At 70.4% G+C, this 19,222-nt stretch carries 17 protein-coding genes; 11 read left to right on the top strand and 6 right to left on the bottom strand.

The features are described 5' to 3' along the window. The 5 genes from tolA to NFU04_RS11950 are packed head-to-tail and all read left to right on the top strand — an operon-like array spanning position 1 to position 4,486. Entirely contained in the window at positions 1-1,101 is a 1,101-nt protein-coding gene (tolA, locus tag NFU04_RS11970) for a cell envelope integrity protein TolA (protein ID WP_251309654.1), read from the top strand. Continuing rightward, a complete protein-coding gene (gene tolB / locus NFU04_RS11965) occupies positions 1,101-2,384 on the top strand; it encodes a Tol-Pal system beta propeller repeat protein TolB (protein ID WP_251309653.1) in 1,284 nt (427 codons plus the stop codon). Before tolA ends, tolB begins: the two co-directional genes overlap by 1 nt. A gap of 26 nt (positions 2,385-2,410) precedes the next feature. Continuing rightward, positions 2,411-2,938, top strand: a complete 528-nt coding sequence (gene pal, locus NFU04_RS11960) for a peptidoglycan-associated lipoprotein Pal (RefSeq protein ID WP_251309652.1) — start codon at positions 2,411-2,413, stop codon at positions 2,936-2,938. A 16-nt stretch (positions 2,939-2,954) separates the two neighbouring features. After that, complete coding sequence (gene ybgF, locus NFU04_RS11955; RefSeq protein ID WP_251309651.1) at positions 2,955-3,716, top strand: tol-pal system protein YbgF; 762 nt, start codon at positions 2,955-2,957, stop codon at positions 3,714-3,716. Positions 3,717-3,724: 8 nt separating this feature from the next. Further along, positions 3,725-4,486, top strand: coding sequence for a YciK family oxidoreductase (locus NFU04_RS11950; protein ID WP_251309650.1), 762 nt, complete (start codon positions 3,725-3,727; stop codon positions 4,484-4,486). A gap of 80 nt (positions 4,487-4,566) precedes the next feature. Here the strand turns inward: NFU04_RS11950 and NFU04_RS11945 are convergent, their stop codons facing one another. The 3 genes from NFU04_RS11945 to NFU04_RS11935 all read right to left on the bottom strand — a co-directional run bounded on the left by NFU04_RS11945 (position 4,567) and on the right by NFU04_RS11935 (position 6,337). Then, complete coding sequence (locus NFU04_RS11945; RefSeq protein WP_251309649.1) at positions 4,567-5,226, bottom strand: HAD family hydrolase; 660 nt, start codon at positions 5,224-5,226, stop codon at positions 4,567-4,569. A 180-nt stretch (positions 5,227-5,406) separates the two neighbouring features. Further along, the gene (ubiG, locus tag NFU04_RS11940) at positions 5,407-6,177 is read right to left on the bottom strand and encodes a bifunctional 2-polyprenyl-6-hydroxyphenol methylase/3-demethylubiquinol 3-O-methyltransferase UbiG (RefSeq protein ID WP_251309648.1); all 771 of its coding nucleotides are present in this window, start codon (positions 6,175-6,177) and stop codon (positions 5,407-5,409) included. Between the two features lies 1 nt (position 6,178). Beyond that, positions 6,179-6,337 (bottom strand): hypothetical protein, encoded by a 159-nt coding sequence (locus NFU04_RS11935; protein ID WP_251309647.1) that lies wholly within the window; start codon positions 6,335-6,337, stop codon positions 6,179-6,181. Between the two features lie 146 nt (positions 6,338-6,483). Here NFU04_RS11935 and galU point away from each other — a divergent pair, with 146 nt between their 5' ends. Next, positions 6,484-7,371, top strand: coding sequence for a UTP--glucose-1-phosphate uridylyltransferase GalU (galU, locus tag NFU04_RS11930; protein WP_251309646.1), 888 nt, complete (start codon positions 6,484-6,486; stop codon positions 7,369-7,371). A 2-nt stretch (positions 7,372-7,373) separates the two neighbouring features. After that, a complete protein-coding gene (locus NFU04_RS11925) occupies positions 7,374-8,651 on the top strand; it encodes a nucleotide sugar dehydrogenase (RefSeq protein WP_251309645.1) in 1,278 nt (425 codons plus the stop codon). A 95-nt stretch (positions 8,652-8,746) separates the two neighbouring features. Here NFU04_RS11925 and NFU04_RS11920 read toward each other — a convergent pair whose 3' ends face one another. Beyond that, complete coding sequence (locus NFU04_RS11920; protein ID WP_146801908.1) at positions 8,747-9,325, bottom strand: superoxide dismutase; 579 nt, start codon at positions 9,323-9,325, stop codon at positions 8,747-8,749. A 231-nt stretch (positions 9,326-9,556) separates the two neighbouring features. Here NFU04_RS11920 and NFU04_RS11915 point away from each other — a divergent pair, with 231 nt between their 5' ends. The 4 genes from NFU04_RS11915 to msrA all read left to right on the top strand — a co-directional run bounded on the left by NFU04_RS11915 (position 9,557) and on the right by msrA (position 16,725). After that, complete coding sequence (locus tag NFU04_RS11915) at positions 9,557-10,411, top strand: hypothetical protein (RefSeq protein ID WP_251309644.1); 855 nt, start codon at positions 9,557-9,559, stop codon at positions 10,409-10,411. Between the two features lie 89 nt (positions 10,412-10,500). After that, positions 10,501-12,201, top strand: coding sequence for an autotransporter assembly complex protein TamA (tamA, locus tag NFU04_RS11910; protein WP_251309643.1), 1,701 nt, complete (start codon positions 10,501-10,503; stop codon positions 12,199-12,201). After that, positions 12,165-16,097: an autotransporter assembly complex protein TamB gene (gene tamB / locus NFU04_RS11905; protein WP_251309642.1), complete on the top strand. Its 3,933-nt coding sequence runs from the start codon at positions 12,165-12,167 to the stop codon at positions 16,095-16,097. The genes tamA and tamB overlap by 37 nt, the downstream gene beginning before the upstream one ends. A gap of 1 nt (position 16,098) precedes the next feature. Then, a complete protein-coding gene (gene msrA, locus NFU04_RS11900; protein WP_251309641.1) occupies positions 16,099-16,725 on the top strand; it encodes a peptide-methionine (S)-S-oxide reductase MsrA in 627 nt (208 codons plus the stop codon). Here the strand turns inward: msrA and NFU04_RS11895 are convergent, their stop codons facing one another. Together NFU04_RS11895 and pepQ are read right to left on the bottom strand one after the other, a co-directional pair. Further along, positions 16,726-17,757 carry a hydrolase gene (locus NFU04_RS11895; RefSeq protein WP_251309640.1) on the bottom strand — a complete coding sequence of 344 codons (1,032 nt, stop codon included), beginning with the start codon at positions 17,755-17,757 and terminating at the stop codon, positions 16,726-16,728. It lies immediately after the preceding gene. Between the two features lie 105 nt (positions 17,758-17,862). Continuing rightward, positions 17,863-19,179 (bottom strand): Xaa-Pro dipeptidase, encoded by a 1,317-nt coding sequence (gene pepQ / locus NFU04_RS11890; RefSeq protein ID WP_251309639.1) that lies wholly within the window; start codon positions 19,177-19,179, stop codon positions 17,863-17,865. Between the last annotated feature and the right edge of the window lie 43 nt (positions 19,180-19,222).

Below are 19,222 nucleotides of genomic sequence, written 5' to 3'. Positions count from 1 at the left end.
GTGGCCAGAGAGAAGCATCGTGTCGGCTACGGGCTGCCGGTCCTGCTCGCCATCGGCGTGCATCTGCTGGTGGTGGGCCTGAGCATGCTGAGCCTGGTGCCCAGTGCCAGGACCGAGCCACCCTCCGCCGCGGTGGTTCAGGCCACCCTGGTGAGTACCGAGACCGCCACCGACCAGGCCCAGCGCGCCGAAGCGGCCAGGGCGCGTGCCGCGGCCCGCCAGCAGGCCGAGGCGGAGGCCGCCCGGGAAGCCGAGCGCCAGGCCCAGGAGGTCGAGGCCCGCCAGGCGCAGGAACAGGCCGCCCGCGAGGCCGCCGAGGCCGAGGCTCAGCGCCAGGCGGCGGAGGAGGCTCGGGTCGAGGCCCAGCGACGCGCCGAGGAGGCCGAACGCCAGGCGCGGTTGCGGGAAGAGCAGGCCGCCGAACAAGACGCCGAACGCCAGCGCCAGGCGGAGGAGCAACGCCGCCGCGAAGAGGAAGCCGAGCGCCAGCGCCAGGCGGAGGAGCAGCGCCGCCGGGAGGAAGAAGCCGAGCGCCAGCGCCGGGCGGAGGAGCAGCGCCGCCGGGAGGAAGAGGCCGAGCGCCAGCGCCAGGCCGAGGAGCAACGCCGCCGCGAAGAGGAAGCCGAGCGCCAGCGCCAGGCGGAGGAGCAGCGCCGCCGGGAGGAAGAGGCCGAACGCCAGCGCCAGGCCGAGGAGCAGCGCCGCCGGGAGGAAGCCGCCCGCCGGGCCGCCGAAGCCGCCAATGGTAGCCTGGATAGCCTGATCGCCAGCGAGCAGGAGGCCATCGCCAACGCGCGCCAGGCCAGCGAGGCCGCCAACGGCTTCCAGGCCCTGGTGCGCCGGGCGGTGGAGCAGGCCTGGATCATTCCCCCGGGCAGCGTCGACGGCCTGGAGGCGACCCTGGCACTCAACCTGCTCCCCACCGGCGAGCTGGTCGGGGTGAGTGTGGTGCGCGCTAGCGGCGACGCCGGCTTCGACCGCTCGGCGCTGCAGGCGGTGGAGCGAGCCGCGCCCTTCCGTGAGATGCGCCAGTTGCCGGCGGCGGCACAGAGTCAGTTCCGTCAATTCAATCTACGCTTTCGACCGGGGGATATCCGCTGATGAAACGCTATCTTGGCTTATGGCTGGCGGCCTGCCTGCTGCTCTTCGTGCAGCAGGCCCAGGCCAATCTGACCATCGAGATCACCCGCGGCAGCGACCGCGCCATCCCCATCGCCATCGTGCCTTTCGCCGGTGAGGGCCTGCCGCAGGACCTGGCGCGCATCGTCAGCGATGACCTGGAGCGCAGCGGCCAGTTCGAGCCGCTGCCCCGCGATTCGATGATCTCCCGCCCCGCTCGCGGCGAGGCGGTCAACTACCGCGACTGGCGGGCGGTCTCCGCCGACTACCTGGTCGTCGCCGAGGTGGCCGCCGAGGGCAGCGACTACCGGGTGCGCTATGAGCTGCTCGATGTCTATGGCGAGAGCCGCCTGCTGGGCGAGGTGGTCACCGCCGACCCGCAGCGTCTGCGGGCCGCCGCCCACTACATCAGTGACCAGGTCTTCGAGGCGATCACCGGGATCCGCGGCGCCTTCTCCACGCGGATCGCCTATGTCACGGCCCGGGGCGCCGGCGACGCGCGCCGCTACGGCCTGCATATCGCCGATGCCGATGGCCGCAACAGCCAGCAGATCCTCGACTCCGATCAGCCGATCATGTCGCCGGCCTGGTCACCGGATGGCACCAAGCTCGCCTATGTCTCCTTCGAGACCGAGCGCCCGGCCATCTATATCCAGGACGTCACCACCGGCCAGCGGGTCCGGGCCAGTTCCTTTACCGGCATCAACAGCGCCCCGGCCTGGTCGCCGGACGGTCGCCGACTGGCCATGTCGCTGTCCCGGGATGGCCAGCCGGAGCTCTACCTGATGGATATCGCCAGCCGCGAGTTCCGTCGCCTGACCGATAACAGCGCCATCGATACCGAGCCCAGCTTCGCTCCCGATGGGCGCAGCCTGGTCTTCACCTCGGACCGCAGCGGCGGGCCCCAGCTCTACCGCTATGACCTGGCCAGCGGCCGGGTGGAGCGCCTGACCTTTACCGGCAACTACAATGCCCGGGGACGCTTCAGTCCGGATGGCGAGGCGCTGTTTATGATTCACCGCGGCAATCGCGGTTATCAGGTGGCCCGCCAGGAACTGGAGAGCGGCCGCCTGGTGACCCTGACCGAGGGTCGCTGGGACGAATCTCCCAGTGTTGCCCCCAACGGGAGCATGGTACTCTTCGCCACCCAGCAGGGCAGCGCCGGGATGCTGGGCGCCGTGTCGGCGGATGGGCGAGCCTCCTTCCGCTTGCCGGCGGCCCAGGGTGACGTGCGGGAACCCGCATGGTCACCGTTTCTGAACTGATATTGTCATTCATCAAGGAGTGGAAAATGCAATTCAAGCCTTATGCCAGGAGCCTGGCCATCGCGCTCTCTCTCGCCTTCGTGGCCGGTTGTTCCAGCACGGGCGGCACCCAGGATGGCTCCATGGATGGCAGTCGCGACGGTGTCAGCACCAGCGGCGCGGCGAGCGGCCAGGTCGGCGGCGTGGGGGTCGGCGGCACCGCTCAGAACGGTCAGCAGGCCGGCATTCCCGGCGTGCGCACCATCTACTTCGACTACGACAGCGAGCGCATTCGTGGCGAGTTCGAACCGGTGCTCAATGCCCATGCCCAGTACCTGCGCAATAACCCCAGCGTCCGGGTGATGCTGCAGGGCCATACCGACGAGCGCGGTACCCGCGAATACAACCTGGGGCTCGGCGAGCGTCGCGCCAAGGCCGTCGAGCGCTTCCTCTCCGTGCAGGGCGTCTCTCCCTCGCAGCTGGAGGTGGTCAGCTATGGCGAGGAGCGCCCGGCGGTGAGCGGCTACAATGAGGATGCCTACGCCCAGAACCGTCGCGTGGTGTTCGCCTACTGAGGCCGAGGAGCGAGTGATGAATCACAGTCACAGCAGCCGTCGTTGGCTGACCCGACTGTGCGGTGCGGGAGCCCTGGTGCTCCCGCTTTCCGTACTGGCCCAACCGGTCATCGAGGACCTCTCGGCGGGCTCGCGTAGCTTCTACGATCACACCGAGGCCCGGGAGAGCGCATCCGGCAGTCTGCTGCTGCTCAACCGCCTCGACGACCAGCAGCGCGAGATCCAGCAGCTGCGGGGGCAGGTCGAGGAGTTGCGCTATCAGCTCGAGCAGTTGCGCCGCGACTCCCAGGCCCGCTATCTCGACCTGGAGGAGCGTCTCGCCGGCACCGCCCCGGCGGCGGTGGACGCCGCCGCCGCCCAGGCGGCCACCGCCGGCAATGGCAATGGCCAGGCCTCCGCGGCCGACGCCCAGGCCGCCTATCAGGCCGCCTTCCAGCGGGTTCAGGCCCGCGACTTCCCCGCCGCCATCGCCGCCTTCGAGGCCTTCGTGGCGGACTACCCGGACACCGACCTGGCCGCCAATGGCCACTACTGGCTGGGTGAGCTCCACTCCGCCGAGGAGGACCTGGAGGCCGCCGCCGCCGCCTTCCAGACGGTGCTGGATGACCACCCGCAGAGCAACAAGGTGCCCGATGCCCTCTACAAGCTGGGGCTGCTCAAGGCGCGCCAGGGGCAGCCGGAAGCCAGCCGCGAGCTGCTCGAGCGGCTGATCGCCGATTACCCGGACAGCAATGCCGCCCTGATGGGGCGTGACTTCCTCAACGACAGCGGCCTCTAGGAGTCCCGATGAACTGCAAGATCGACTATCGTCCCCCCGCGGAGCTCCTGGCGGGACGCATCGTGCTGGTGACCGGTGCCGGCGATGGCATCGGTCGTGCCGCGGCCCTGGCCTATGCCCGGCATGGCGCCACCGTGATCCTGCTGGGGCGGACCATCGCCAAGCTGGAGAAGGTCTACGACGAGATCGAGGCGATGGGGGGGCCGCAGCCGGCCATCTTCCCGCTGAACTTCGAGGGGGCCACCCTCAAGGACTACCAGGACATGGCCGAGACCCTGGAGCGGGAGTTCGGGCGCCTGGATGGCATCCTGCACAATGCCGGCCTGCTGGGTCGCCTGACCCCCTTCGACCAGTACAATCCCCAGCTCTGGGAGCAGGTGATGCAGGTCAACTTCAATGGCCCGGTGTGGATGACCCAGGCCCTGCTGCCGCTGCTCAAGGCCTCCGAAGACGCCTCGGTGATCCTCACCTCCTCCAGCGTGGGCCGCCAGGGGCGTGCCTTCTGGGGCGCGTATGCGGTCTCCAAGTTCGCCACCGAGGGCTTTATGGAGGTGCTGGCCGACGAGCTGGAGAACCTCACCGCGGTGCGCGTCAATAGCCTCAACCCGGGAGCCACCCGCACCCAGATGCGGCGCAGCGCCTACCCCGCCGAGGACCCGGATACCCTGCGCACCCCCGAGGAGATCATGCCCACCTACCTGTGGCTGATGGGCCCGGCGAGCCGTGGCGTGACCGGGCAGCGCTTCGATGCCCAGCCGCCCAAGGCGTAAGGTTCGGGCCAGGGCGTGAGGCTTGAGCCGCGCTAACACAAGAACGGGCCCCATATGGGGCCCGTTCTTGTATCGGCACGTTAGCGCTCTAACAGGGCGCTAACCAGGGCCTCGGGGGTGGCGAAGCGCAACTCCGCCGGCCACTCCTCGATGGCGTCCGCCGCGTCCAGGTAACCATACCCCACCGCCACCGCGGTCATGCCGGCGGCCCGGGCGGCCTCCATATCGCGACGATGATCGCCGATATACCAGCACGCCTCGGGGGCGACGCCGAGGCGCTCGGCGGCGACCCATAACGGCTCCGGCGCGGGCTTCTTCACCGGCAGGTCATCGGCGCAGAGCAGGGCGCCGGGACTCAGCCCCAGGGCCGTGATCAGGGGAGCGGCATAGGCCCGCGGCTTGTTGGTAACGATGCCCCAGGCGCGGGGTGCCAGGCTCCAGCCGGCGATCAGCCGCTCCAGCCCGGGAAAGAGACGGCTCTCGGCCGCCACGTCCCGACCATAGGCATCGAGCAGGAACTGGCGGGCCTCGCCATGGCCCGGCGCCTCCAGGGGCAGGCCCAGGGCCAGGGTCACCAGGGCGCTGCCGCCATTGGAGACCTGGGCGCGAATCGCCCCATAGGGCAGCGCCGGCAGGCCATGGTGCTGTCGCAGGGCATTGGTGGCCCGGGCCAGGTCCGGGGCGGTATCCACCAGGGTGCCATCCAGGTCGAAGAGCAGGGCGCGGGGCAGGGCGCTCATGCGGCCTCCCGTCGGCCGTACGGCCGGCAAGCGATCGAGACGTCGCGCGGGTCGCAGCGAGCCCCGCAAAGGGCGCGTGTCGGGCGGTTCATTCGGCCTCCCGGCGACAGTGCGGCCGGTAAGCGACCGAAACATCGCGCGGGTTACAGCGAGCCCCGCCAAGGTCGCGTGTCAGGCGATTCATGGGGCCTCCCGGCGACAGTGCATCAGGTAATTCACCGAGACATCCCGGGCATCCAGGCGGTAGCGTCGCGTCAGCGGCTGGTAGACCAGGCCGCTCTGCTCGCAGACCTTGAGCTCGGCCTCCCGGGCCCAGCGGGAGAGCTCCGCGGGACGGATAAACTTGCGGTACTCGTGGGTCCCCTTGGGCAGCAGTCGCAGCACATATTCGGCGCCGAGGATGGCGAAGGCATAGGCCTTGGGATTGCGATTAATCGTCGAGAAGAAGACGTCGCCGCCGGGCTTGACCAGGGTCATGCAGGCACGCACCACCGCCGCCGGGTCCGGCACATGCTCGAGCATCTCCAGGCAGGTGACCACGTCATATTGGCCGGGGGCCTCGGCGGCCATCTCCTCGGCGCTGGCCTGGCGATAGTCCACCGTTACCCCGCTCTCGGCCAGATGCAGGCGAGCCACCGCCAGAGGGGCCTCGCCCATGTCGATGCCGGTGACCCGGGCGCCACGATGCGCCATGGACTCGGCCAGGATGCCGCCGCCACAACCCACATCGATCACCGATTTGCCCGCCAGGCCGACGCGGGCATCGATAAAGTCCAGGCGCAGCGGATTGATCTCGTGGAGGGGCTTGAACTCCCCTTCGCTGTCCCACCAGCGGCTCGCCAGGGCCTCGAACTTGGCGATCTCGGCGGCATCGACGTTATGACGGTAGTCGCCGCTATCCTGGGTGCGGCTCGCATCCCGGCTATCGCGGGGGTCGGCGGTATGGGACATCTTAACTCTCTCCTTGTGCGCGCAGGGACGCCAGGCGTTGCCGCCAGGCTTCGTAATCGGCCGTGATGGCGTCCGGCGTGATATCGATAAAGTGGCCCTCGCTCATGGGCAGCAGCCAGCGAACCTCGATCAGCAGGTCGATGTCCGGCAGGGTGAGCATCGTCGGGCTCCTCGAAAAAGATGCCGCCATTCTACCCGCCCGGCGTGGCCTTGTCCGCCGCCACCCACCGCGAGCGCGGCGGGGCGGCGTGCCCGGGTCGGGTCTGGCATACTAGGGCCTATCAATCCCGCTCAGGAAGGAACCCGATGATTCGCAAGGCCGTTCTGCCGGTGGCCGGTTTCGGTACTCGCTGCCTGCCCGCCTCCAAGGCGATCCCCAAGGAGATGATCACCATCGTCGACAAGCCGGTGATCCAGTACGTGGTGGAAGAGGCCGTCGCCGCCGGTATCACCGAGATCGTGCTGGTGACCCACTCCAGCAAGGGCGCCATCGAGAACCACTTCGACAAGCATTTCGAGCTGGAGACCACCCTGGAGGCCAAGGGCAAGCACGAGCTGCTCGAGGAGCTGCGCAATATCGTCCCCGACACGGTCAAGATCATCAGCGTGCGTCAGCCCGAGCCCCTGGGCCTCGGCCATGCGGTGCTCTGCGCCCGCCCGGTGGTGGGGGAGGCCCCCTTCGCGGTGCTGCTGCCGGACGTGCTGGTGGATGGCGAGGGCCTGCCGCGCAACGACCTGGCGGGCATGGTGGCGGCCTTCGAGGCCAGCGGCCAGGCCCAGCTGATGGTGGAAGAAGTGCCCTGGGAGCGGGTCGAGAAATACGGCATCGTCGAGCCCGAGGCCGCTGTGCCGGCCCCGGGCGAGTCGCTGCCCCTGGCCGGAATGGTGGAGAAGCCGTCCCGGGATCGGGCGCCGTCGAATCTGGCGGTGATCGGCCGCTATGTGCTGCCCGGGGAGATCTTCCCGCTGCTGGCCGAGACCCCGCCGGGGGCCGGGGGCGAGATCCAGCTCACCGACGCCATCGAGGCCCTGCGGGCGCGCGCCGGCGTGGCCGCCTATCGCATGCAGGGCGTCACCTATGATTGCGGCCACCAGCTCGGTTACCTGGAGGCGATCCTCGCCTTCGCCCGGCGCCATCCCAAGTATGGGGCGGGCTTCCGGGACCTGCTGGACCGCTATGCCGGCGAGGCCTGAGCATGCGTATCCGCCTGATCGGCAGTGAGCTGGCCGCGGTGACCGCCGCCGCGGCCCTGGCCAGCGTCGGCCACCGCGTGCACTGGCGGCCCCATCCGCAGACCCCCTGGCCGAGCCTGGCCCGAGCCGACTGGCTCAGGCGCGAGCCGCAGTTGCTCGCCCAGCTGGAGCAGGCCCTGGCCGAGGGTGGCCTGGTCGTGGACGAGGCGAGTGCTCCCGAACCGGTGGAGGTGCTGTGGCTGGCCCTGGCGCCGGATCAACGCCGCGAGGCCCGGGAGGCGGCGGCCCAGGCCGCCGACCAGCGCGAGCCCCTGGTGGTGATCAATAACGCCACCTTCCCGGTGGGCGAGACCGAGCGTCTGGGCGAGTGCCTGGGCGCCGAGCAGTGGGCGGTCTGCCTGCCCGATATGCTCCAGGAAGGGCGCGCCTGGGAGAGCTTCACCCGCCCCAGTCGCTGGCTGCTGGGCAGCGAATCGCCGCGGGCCACCGCACGGGTCAAGGAGCTGCTGCGCGCCTTCAACCGCCGCCGCGACGTCTTCCAGTGCATGCCGCTGCGGGCCGCCGAGCTCACCAAGCTGGCCATCAACGGCATGCTGGCCACCCGCATCAGCTACATGAACGAGGTGGCCGGCCTCGCCGATACCCTGGGTGTCGACGTGGAACTGGTGCGCCAGGGCATGGGCGGCGATTCGCGTATCGGCTACGAATACCTCTATCCCGGTTGCGGCTTCGGTGGCCCCAACTTCTCCCGGGACCTGATGGGGCTGGCCGACGTCCAGTCCGCCCAGGGGCGTGCCTCGGCCCTGCTCGAGCAGGTGCTGGAGATCAACGAGCAGAAGAAGGAGACCCTGTTCCGCAAGCTGTGGAGCCACTTCCGGGGCGAACTCGCCGGGCGCCGGGTGGCGATCTGGGGGGCGGCCTTCAAGCCGGGCACGGCGCGCATCGATCAGGCCCCGGTGCTGCCCCTGCTGAGGGCACTCTGGGCCCAGGGGGTCGAGGTGCACCTGCACGATCCGGCGGCGCTGCCGGCGCTGGCCGCCGCGGTGGGCGAGCAGCCGCTGCTGACCCTGTGCCCAGACGATCCCTATGCGGCCTGCGAGGGGGCCGATGCGTTGCTGCTGGTCACCGAGTGGAAGTGCTACTGGAACCCGGACTGGTCGCGGCTCGCCGCCGGCCTCCGGGAGCGGCTGATCCTGGACGGGCGCAATATCTATGATCCCGACTATGTGGCGAGTCAGGGGTTGGCCTATCGTGGCATCGGTCGTCGCGCCGATCCCTGAGGCAGCATCGGTACACCACCAACGACAAGGCCCCGCCGTGTGGCGGGGCCTTGTCGTGTCGGCCCGGGGGGCGCGGGCCGCTTCGCCAGGCGGAGTTAGGCGAAGTTCTGGGCCACGAAGTCCCAGTTGACGATGTTCCACACGCTCTCCAGGTACTTCGGGCGAGCGTTGCGGTAGTCGATGTAGTAGGCGTGCTCCCACACATCGATGGTCAGCAGCGGGGTCTGGCCGTGGGCGATGGGGGTGTCGGCATCGTCGGTGTTGACGATGTCCACGCCGCCGTCGTCGGTCTTGATCAGCCAGGTCCAGCCGGAGCCGAAGTTACCCACGGCCTTGGCGTTGAAGGCCGCCTTAAACTCGTCGAAGGAACCGAACTTGGCCTTGATGGCGTCGGCCAGGGCGCCGCTGGGCTCGCCGCCGCCGTTCGGGGAGAGGCAGTGCCAGTAGAAGGTGTGGTTCCACACCTGGGCCGCCTGGTTGAACAGGCCGCCGGAAGAGGACTTGATGATCTCTTCCAGGGACTTGTTGGCATTCTCGGTGCCGTCGGTCAGCTCATTAAGCTTGGTCACATAGGCCTGGTGATGCTTGCCATAGTGATATTCCAGGGTCTCGGCGGAGATATGCGGTTCCAGCGCGTTCTTCTCGTACGGCAGGGCGGGAAGTTCGAATGCCATGGTTTGCTCCTTTTTATCACCGATGAATACAGCACCTGGTGTTGTGGGGGCGGAACCGAAACGAATCAAGGCGCTATCGGTGCCGCCGCAAAAAACCTTACAATACCAAGCATCTGCGTAAGTGGTGTCGGCACATCATAGCACCCCGCCGGGGTGTCGCCAATTCCGACGACGACACTCGGGATTGCCCCGCCGGCCCCGCGCCCAACCGCCCGAAGAGGAGTCCCATCCATGGCCCAGCCCCCGGAGGAACGGCATCCTCCCCCCCTGGTGGCCGACCGTGATGCCAGCCTCGATCCCCCACCGTCTCGCCATGCCGTCCCGGTCTCGGCGTCGCCCAGACCCTGGGGCCTGCGCCTGGCGGTATTGGGCTTGGCGCTGAGCCTGGCGGGCGTGAGCGTCCTGGCCTGGGAAGAGCGTCAGCTGCTGCATGACGAGATCGCCCGCCTCGAGGGGCAGTTCTCCAATGTCCATGCGCGTTTCGACGGCCTGGCGCCCGGGGAGGCCCTGACCCGCCTCGACGAGGCGCAGCGCGCCCAGGCCTCACGGCTGGAGGCCCTGGCGGTGAGCCTCGACGATCAGCAGCGGCGCCTCGAGGCGCTGCGCCAGGGCCAGGAGGGGCCCAGGCCCCAGGCCCTGGCCGAGGCCCTGAGTCGCCTGGAGGCGCAGCAGGCCACCCTGCAGGAGTGGTTGAGTGCCAGCCGCGACTCCCTGGCGGCCCTGGAGACCCTGGGAGAAGAGGCCCGCGGCGAGCTGAGCCAGCGCCTGGATGGCCTGGAGGCGCGCAGCACCGCGGCCCGGGAAGCGCTTGATGAGCGCCTGACGGCAAGGGTTGCCGAGGAGGACGCGGAGCGGGAGGCACGCCTGGCGGCCCTGGAAGGGCGTCTGGACGAGGCGGCGACGAGCCGACGCCTGGCCGTCGAGGAGCTTCGCGAGACCCTTGAGCCTTTGGCCAGCCGCCTCGATAATGCCCGGGAAGCCCGCGGGGAGTTGCGCGATCGCCTGGCGTCGCTGCACGCCGAGGTGCAAGCGCTGCGCCGCTCCCAGCTGGCCATCGAGGCGCGCCTGGAACTGCTCGCGCCGTGATTGCGGCGCGCCCAGGCGCCCAACAGGGAGGTCGTGTTATCCGAGACTTACGACGAGGAGGGCGTCGCCTGGGGCGGGTCCTGTTGGCCATGGCCCTGAGCCTGCCGGTGCCCGCCTGGGCGCTGTCCGCCCGTATCGAGGGTATCGATGGCGAGGCGGCGGACAATATCGAGAACTACCTGGCGCCGCTGGATGGCGCCCAGTACAGTCCCGCCCGCCTGGAGGCGGAGGTGCGCCGCCGGGCCGCCGAGGCGTTGCGCCCCTTCGGCTATTATGAGCCCGAGTTCGCGCTGACCCTGATCGGGGAGCCGGTCGGCCGGGTCGAGCTGGCCGTGACTCCGGGGCCCCGGGTGAGGATCGGTCGGCTGGCCCTCGGGGTGCGCGGCGGGGCCGCCGATGATCCCCGCTTCGACGAGCTGATGGCGTCCCATGGCCTGGCCGAAGGCGACCCGCTCCTCCATGCGCCCTATGATCGATTGCGTAACCGCTTGGCGGGCCTGGCCCTGGAGCGGGGCTACTTCGACGCCTACTTCCGCGACCGCCGCCTGGAGGTGCGCCCCTGGGAACAGAGCGCGCATATCACCCTGACCTTCGATAGCGGCCCGCGCTACCGCTTCGGCGCCATCGACTTCCGCGGTAGTCATATTCGCCTCGACCGCCTCGAGAACATGCTCAACTTCGCCCCCGGCGAGCCCTACCTGGCCGGCGATCTCTCCGAATACACCCAACGCCTGAGTCAGAGCGGCTGGTTCGAGTCGATCACGGTGCGTCCTCGCCTCCCCGGGGAGGAAGGCGGCGCGACTCCGGAGGGGCCCGACGAGGTGCCGGTGAGTGTCGAGCTGACCCCCGCGGATCGCCACCAGTTCGAGGTTTCCCTGGGCTATGCCACCGACGTGGGGCCGCGTACCCGCTTCGCCTGGAAGCAGCCGTGGGTCAATAGTCGTGGCCATGGTCTCGACCATGACCTCTTCCTCTCCGCCCCGGAGCAACGCTTCTCCGGGGAGTACCGGATGCCCCTGGCCGATCCGCTGCGGGACAGCTATCGCCTCCAGTATGGCCTGCGCCACCGCGACCAGGACGACACCCGCAGCCTGGAGAGCAGCGTCGAGCTGGCCCGCCAGTGGCATTTCGACAACGCCTGGGTGCAGAGCCTCTACCTGCGCTCCAGCTTCGAAGACTTCACCCAGGGGGGCGAGGCGGAACGGGTCTGGCTGCTCTATCCCGGCATCAGCTGGTCGCGAACCCGCACCCGGAACCCGCGCTTTCCCACCTGGGGAGATCGTCAGCGCATCGCCTTCGAGTACTCCGATACCGCCTGGGGCTCCAGCGCGCGCTTCTTCCGCACCACCCTGGATTCCCAGTGGATCCGCATGTGGGGGGAGAACACCCGCCTGATCGGCCGCACCGGCCTGGGCCTGATCGAGACCGACGACTTCGACAAGATCCCTCCCTCGCTGCGCTTCTTTACCGGCGGCGACCGCAGCGTGCGCGGTTACGGCTACGAGAGCCTGGCGCCGCGCAACGACGAGGGGCGCCTGCGCGGCGGGCGCCAGCTGTTTACCGCCAGCGCCGAGGTGCAGCGGCGCATCACCGGCGACTGGTGGGGCGCGGCCTTCGTCGATACCGGCGATGCCTTCGATCACTGGTGGCCCGAGACCCTCAATACCGGGGCCGGCCTGGGCATTCGCTGGGTCTCGCCGGTGGGCCCCATCCGCCTGGATATCGCTCACCCCTTCGACGATGAGGAGGACCCGTGGCGCCTACACTTCGCCATCGGACCGGAATTCTGAGCTGGGCCCTGCTGCGCCTGCTGGTCTGGCTGCCCCTGTGGTTGCTGGGCCTGGTCTGTTTCCTGCTGGGCCTGCTGCTCTCGCCCTGGGGGACCGGCCTGGCCCTGGATCAGGCCAGGGAACGCGGCCTGATCGATTATCAGAGCGTCGCGGGGGCGCCCCTGGACGACCTGCGCATCGACGGGCTGCGCCTCGACGCCGGCCCCGCCGAGATCGCGATTGGCCAGCTGGAGTGGGCCTGGGCCGAGGAGTGCCTGTTGAACGGGCGCCTGTGTCTCGATCACCTGCGCCTGGAGGGCCTGAGGGTGCGCCTGGCGGCGACCGAGGCCGAGGAGCGCCCGCCGGGGGAGCCCCTGGAGTCCATCGTCCTGCCACTGCCCATCGAGCTGCGTGAGCTGTCGGTGAGCGATGCCGAGATTCGTCTCGCCGATGGCACGCGCCTGAGCTGGCGGGAATTCGTCAGCGGCGCCGTGGGGGAGGGCGAGGCCGCCACCCTGCTGGCGACCCGCCTCTCGGGGCTGCGCATTTACCTGCCGCCGAGTCCCGGACAGCGCCTGGCCGGGCGCCTGGACGCCGAGGCGATCGACGCCGCCATCGCCGTCGCCGAGGGCGAGCCCCCCGCGCCGCCGGCCCCGCCCCTGACCGAGCGTGAGCGACTCTCGCTGCCCCAGGTACAGCTGCCGCTGGGCCTGACGGTGCGCGAGCTGCTGGTGGAGGATGTCGAGCTCATTGGTGCCGTGTCGCAGCGCCTGGAGCGTCTCTACCTGGAGGCCAGCGCCCGCGGCGAGACCCTGACCCTGGAACGCCTGGAGCTCGATCATCCCCAGGCCAGCCTGCGCCTGGCCGCGGAGGTGACCCTGCGCGACGACTACCCCCTGGAGGCCAACCTCGAGGGGAGGGTGGATACGCTGCCGGCACTGCCCGAGCTGGAGGGCGAGCGCTTTACCCTGAGCCTGAGCGGGGGCCTCGGCGACCTGGAGGCGGGACTTCAGGGGGACGGGGCGATCGACGCGCGGCTGGGGCTGGAGATCGACGCCCTGGATCCGACGCTGCCATTCCATCTGCGCCTGGTCAGTGACCGGGTGCAGTGGCCCCTGACGCCGGATCGGCCCGCCGATTACCTGGTCGAGGAGCTGGCCCTGGACCTCCAGGGGGACCTGCTCGGCTATGAGGCCCGCCTGCGGGGCCGGCTCAGCGGTGGCGACCTGCCGGTCACCCAGCTCGCCCTGCTGGGCAGCGGCGATATCGGCCACTTCACCTGGCGGCCGCTGTCGCTGACCCTGCCCCGGGGGAGTCTGGTCAGCCGCGGACGCATCGCCTGGCAGGAAGGCATCGACCTCGCCGCGGATCTCGTCATGGAATCGCTCGACCCGGGGCTGTTCACATCGGCGGTGGAAGGCCAACTCTCCGGCACGGCGGCGGTAAGTTTCCGGCTGCTCGACGAGTCCTGGCAACTGGCGGTGCCGGAGCTGGCCATCGACGGGGCGCTGCAGGAACAGCCCCTGTCGCTGCGAGCCAGCCTGAGCGGCACCAGCGAGATGCGCTGGGATATCCAGCGCCTGGAGGCCCGCCAGGGGGACAATCGTCTCGCCATCGACGGGCGCATCGCCGAGACCCTGGCGCTCACCGGCCGCCTGGAGGCGCCCGCCCTGGAGAGCCTGATGGAGGGGCTCCAAGGGCGTTTGAGTGGCGACTTCACGGTGGCCGGCAGCCTGGAGCGTCCCCGCGCCGAGCTTACCCTAGACGGCCGGCAACTGGCCTTCCAGGACACGCGCCTGGCCAGGCTGGGACTGACGGCGCAAGTGGAGGGCCTGGAGGATCCTCGCCTGGTCGCCGAGCTTGAGGCCGATTCGCTGAGCGCCGCGGGGCAACGCTTCGACAACCTGACCCTGACCCTGGCGGGCCGCCTGGCCGAACACCGTCTCGCCCTCGAGGTGCTGGGCGAGGAGTCGGGAGCCCTGGATCGCCTGGAGCTGGTCCTCGAGGGCGCGCTGAGCGAGGATCGCCAGGCCTATCGCGGCAGCCTCCTGCCCCTGGAGGTGAGCCTACCCCAGGGCACCCTGGCCCTGGCGGAGGCCCTGCGCTTCTCGGTGGCGCTGCCGGCGGGGCGGCTCACCGCCGAGCCCTTCTGCCTGGTGCGCGCCGAGGGCGGGCGCCTGTGCAGCGTCGCGCCCCTCGTCGCCTCGGCGGCCTCCGGCGAGGCGAGGCTGCGCCTGGAGACGCTGCCCATGGACCTCGTCGACCCCGCCCTGCCGCCGGGCTGGAGCCTGAACGGGGAGAGCGATGGCGAGGTGATCCTCGGCTGGTCCGAAGGCGGCACCCGCTGGCAACTCTCGGGGGAGCTCGGCAGTCGCTTCGCCCTGAGCGGCGAAGACGCCTATGGCCAGCCCTGGGCGCTTCCCGAGGCCCGGCTGCGCCTGGGCCTCGAGGCCAGCGAGGCCCGTGCCGAGGCCGATCTCGCCCTGACTCTGGCCCCGAGCGGTGCGGTGACGCTGCGCACCATCGTCGAGGACCCCCTGGGCAGCCAGGCCCTGAGCGGCGAGCTGGGCGTCGAGGCCATCGACCTGGCCGACTACCGTCGCCTGGTGGCGGGCATGGAGGGGCTCGAGGGGCGCCTCGATGGCCGGGTCGCCATCGCCGGCCGCCTGGAGGCGCCGGACCTGCGCGGTGACCTGGCCCTGGAGGGGCTGAGGGTCACGGGCCCGGACCTGCCGATCAACGTGCGCGACGGCCGACTGGCCCTGAGGCTGGCCGGCGATCGCGGTACCCTCGAGGGCATGATCCGGGGCGAGGAGGGGCGTCTCGACCTCGCCGGTGAGGCGGCCTGGCCGAGTCTCACGGAGTGGGCCCTCGAGGTCCGTCTCGAGGGGCGCGACGATCCCCTGCTGGCGGTGCTGCCGGAGATCGGTCGCCTGCGCCTGGCCCCGCAGCTGACCATCGCCGTGACCCCGCAACGCCTCGAGGTGGGGGGGCGGGTGCAGATTCCCTGGGCGCGCCTGGAGATCGGTCAGTTGCCGCCGGGCGTGGTCTCGCCGAGTCCCGACGAGGTGATCGTCAGCGAGGAGGAGGTCCGCGAGCGGCTGCGCCTGGCGGCCTTCTCCGAGGATGACCTGGCCGCCCAGGAGTCCGCCGCCGCGGCCCTGCGCCAGGCCGGCATGACCACCCGGGTGCGTATCGACCTGAGCCTGGGGCCGGATATGCAGCTGCAGGCCTACGGCCTCGAGGCCGGCCTCACCGGCGAGCTGGAAGTGCGCCAGGCCGATGGCCCGGTCCAGCTGTTCGGCGACGTCAACCTGGTGGATGGGCGCTTCCGCGCCTACGGCCAGGACCTGCTGATCCGCGAGGGGCAGCTGATCTTCAGCGGCCCGCCGGATCAGCCGCTGCTGGAGGTGGAGGCGATTCGCAATCCGGACGTCACCCAGGACGAGGTGATCGCCGGCCTGCGCGTCACCGGACTCGCCGACGAGCCGGAACTGCGCATCTTCTCCGAGCCGGCCATGGACGAGGCCCGGGCGCTCTCCTACCTGTTGCGCGGCCGCGCCCCCGACGAGAGCGATGCCGATGGGGCCCTGACCTCCGCCCTGGTGGGGCTGACCCTGTCCCGCACCGGTGGCGCCGTGGGCCAGGTGGGGCAGGCCTTCGGCATCGAGGACCTGCGCCTGGAGACCGCCGGCGCCGGGGAGGAGAGCCAGGTGGTGGTGGCCGGTCAGCTCACCGAGGACCTGAGCGTCAGCTACGGGGTGGGGATCTTCTCGCCCATCGCCGAGCTGACCCTGCGCTATACCCTGTGGCGCGACCTCTATGTGCAGGCGGTCTCGGGGGCCGCCCAGGCGGTGGATCTGGTCTATACCTTCAGCAGGCGCGGCAATCCGCGCCTGCGCGACAGTGGAGAGTGAGATGTTCGACAAGCAGACCCCGATCTCCCCCGAGCAGGCCCTGCCGGGGCGAGACACGCCGCTGAGCCTCGGCGGCAGCCATCATGTCAACGGGCGCAGCCTCTTCCCCCCCTGGCCGGCGGGGCAGGCCGAGATCGTGCTGGGCCTGGGCTGTTTCTGGGGCGCCGAGCGGCTCTTCTGGCAGCTGCCCGGCGTCCATGTCACCGCGGTGGGCTACGCCGGGGGCGTCACTCCCAACCCCACCTACGAGGAGACCTGCACCGGTCTGACCGGCCATACCGAGGTGGTGCGGGTCGTCTTTGATCCCGCCGAGCTGCCCCTGGAGCGGTTGCTGGCGGTGTTCTGGGAGGCCCATGATCCCACCCAGGGCATGCGCCAGGGCAATGATATCGGCACCCAGTACCGCTCGGCGATCTACACCACCGACGCCACCCAGCGGGAGGTCGCCGAGGCCAGTCGCGAGCGCTATCAGCGGGCCCTGAGCCGGGGCGGGCGTGGCACCATCACCACCGCGATCGCGCCGCTGGCGGCCTTCTACTACGCCGAGGAGTATCACCAGCAGTACCTGGCCAAGAATCCCGGCGGGTATTGTGGCCTCAAGGGCACCGGCATCGGCTGCCCCGGCTGATCAGGAACTGCTGGTGGCGATGGACGAGGCCCCCGAGCCCGTCGGTACCCGGGCCCAGTCGTCGAGCTGGCGGGCGACCCGGCGGGCCAGCCAGGAAGCGAGGCGCGCGCCGCGCCGCTCGATATAGCCCACATGGCCGCCCTGGCGGCTGATCTCGACCCGCACCGCCGCCGAGGGCCTCGGCAGGTGCTCGAACAGGTCGCCGGGCATAAAGGGGTCGTCGGCGGCATGCAGCAACAGGGTGGGCAGCTCGATCTCGCCGAGCAGGGGCCCCGCCGAGGCGCGGCGATAGTAGTCGCTGGCCGAGGCGAAACCGTGCAGGGGGGCGGTGACCTCGTTGTCGTAGGCCCAGAAGGTATTCAGCTCCTTGAGCTGATGAGGCGAGACGCCGATGGGCAGGGGCCCCTGGGCCATCTTCATCGCCACCTTGCGCTTCAGCGAGGCCAGCAGGTGGCGCTGATAGCCCCGGGCCGCGCCGCGGTTGAGGACATCGGCGCTGGCGGCGAGATCCAGGGGCGCGTTGATGGCGATGGCGCCGGCCAGGTCGAGGCCGTCGCCACCCTGTTCCGCCACCAGCTTGAGCAGCATATTGGCGCCCAGGGAGACGCCGGCGGCGACCTTGAGGGACTGGGGATAGCGCTGGGCCAGCTGCCCCAGCACCCAGTAGGCGTCCGCGGTATCGCCGCTGTGGTAGGCCCGCGGCAGGCGGTTGGGGGCCTGACCACAGCCGCGGAAATGCATCAGCACCGCCCGCCAGCCGAGGTCCGCCGCCGCCCCGAGCAGCTCCCGGGCGTAGGGAGAGTCGAAGGAGCCCTCCAGGCCATGGAAGAGCACGAACAGCGGCGCCTGAGGCCTCGACGGTGCCGGCCGCACCCAGGCCAGCTCGACGAAGTCACCATCCGGCAGGTTGACGATCTCGGTGTCCCGCGCCAGGGGGCGGCGCGGCAACAGCCGGGGCAGCAGGGTCTGCAGGTGGCGGTTGCCGAGCCCCCGGGGGGGATGAAAATCGGCGGGAACAATCGCGTGGGTCATGCCGGCCTCGTGGAGCGTGCCGGGGCCTGGCGCGGCCCCTACCCCTCCTAGCTTATCGTGGTGCCGGCCAGAGGCAAGGGCCGCCGTCGATGGCCTTGCCCTCGGTCAAGGGGTCGTCTCGAGGTCGCGGGTCAGGTTGTCGCGCCCGGTCGGGGTGATCAGCACATTGTCTTCGATACGGATGCCGCCATGCGCGCCCAGGGCCTCGACCCGGGCCCAGTCGAGCAGGCCGGCGGTGGCGCCCTGGCGCAGCGGCTCCAGCAGCATGGGGATCACATAGAGTCCCGGCTCCACGGTGATCGCCATGCCCGCCTCCAGCTCCCGGGTCAGACGCAGCGCCGGATGTGTCGGGGGCGGGGGCAGGGGGCGGCCCTGCTCGTCCTGGCGCCCGCCAACGTCGTGGACCTGCAGCCCCAGCTGATGGCCCAGCCCATGGGGACAGAAGGCACGGGTGATACCGCGTTCGACGGCCGCCTCGGCGCTGGCCTTGACCAGGCCGTGCGCCACCAGCAGCTCGGCCAGGCCCTGGTGCATCTGCTCTTGCATCGCCACATAGGAGACCCCCGGGGCCAGCGCCTCCACCAGTTGCCGCTGCAAATGATCCATGCCGGCGAGCAGGGCCCGATAATCGTCGCTGGCCGCCGGCCCCGCCCAGCTGCGGGTGATATCGGCGCAGTAGCCACGGAAGCGGTGGCCGCCGTCCACCAGCAGGCTATGCGCCCGTGCCGGGGCCTCGAGGTCGTAGTGCTGGTAGTGGAGCACGCCGCCGTGGGCATTGATGCCGACGATGCTCTGGTAGGGCAGCTCGCTCTCGCGGATCCGCGCCGCCTTCAGGTAGGCCAGTTGGCAGTCGAGCTCGGCGCCGCCGGCCAGGAAGGCGTCCCGGGCCGCGGCGTGGCCGGCCAGGGCCCGGCGGTTGGCCTCCCGCAGGCAGGCCACCTCGTAGTCGCTCTTGCGCACCCGTAGTTCGTCCAGGGCCCGGGTGAGGGCCTCGGGGTTGGCCTCGGCCCCCAGGCGTTCGGCCTGGGCCGCGCTTACCTCGCCCAGCACCGCGAAGCGGCCCGCGGGCAGCCGCGGCGCCTCCCTCTCTTCCCGGGTCACCACCTCGAAGGCGTCCACCCAGGGCGCCTCGGGCAGGCGGGGAGGCAGGTGCCAGAAGTCCCGGGGGGCGTGGAAAAAGAGGCGCGGCTTGTGTCCCGGGCGAATCAGCAGCCAGCTGTGCTCCAGCCCGGCCAGGGGCACCCAGTGCAGGAAATGGCCATAGGTGGCGAAGCTGGCGTGCTGATCATCGGCGAAGTGCCGGTGGGCACAGCCGCTGTAGAGCAGCACGCCATCGTAGCCGTGGCGCGCCAATTGGGTCTCGTAGGCTCGGGCCAATTGGGTCAGGTGGTGACGCTGGGCATCGGCGAGAGGCGGCATCATCGGGTCTCCATGATGGGGGCGGTGGGGGTGGCCAGTGGCTCGG

This window comes from Halomonas sp. NCCP-2165 (genome assembly GCF_023708045.1).
Taxonomy (GTDB): domain Bacteria; phylum Pseudomonadota; class Gammaproteobacteria; order Pseudomonadales; family Halomonadaceae; genus Bisbaumannia; species Bisbaumannia pacifica.
This window is presented reverse-complemented; position numbering and strand designations above follow the sequence as displayed.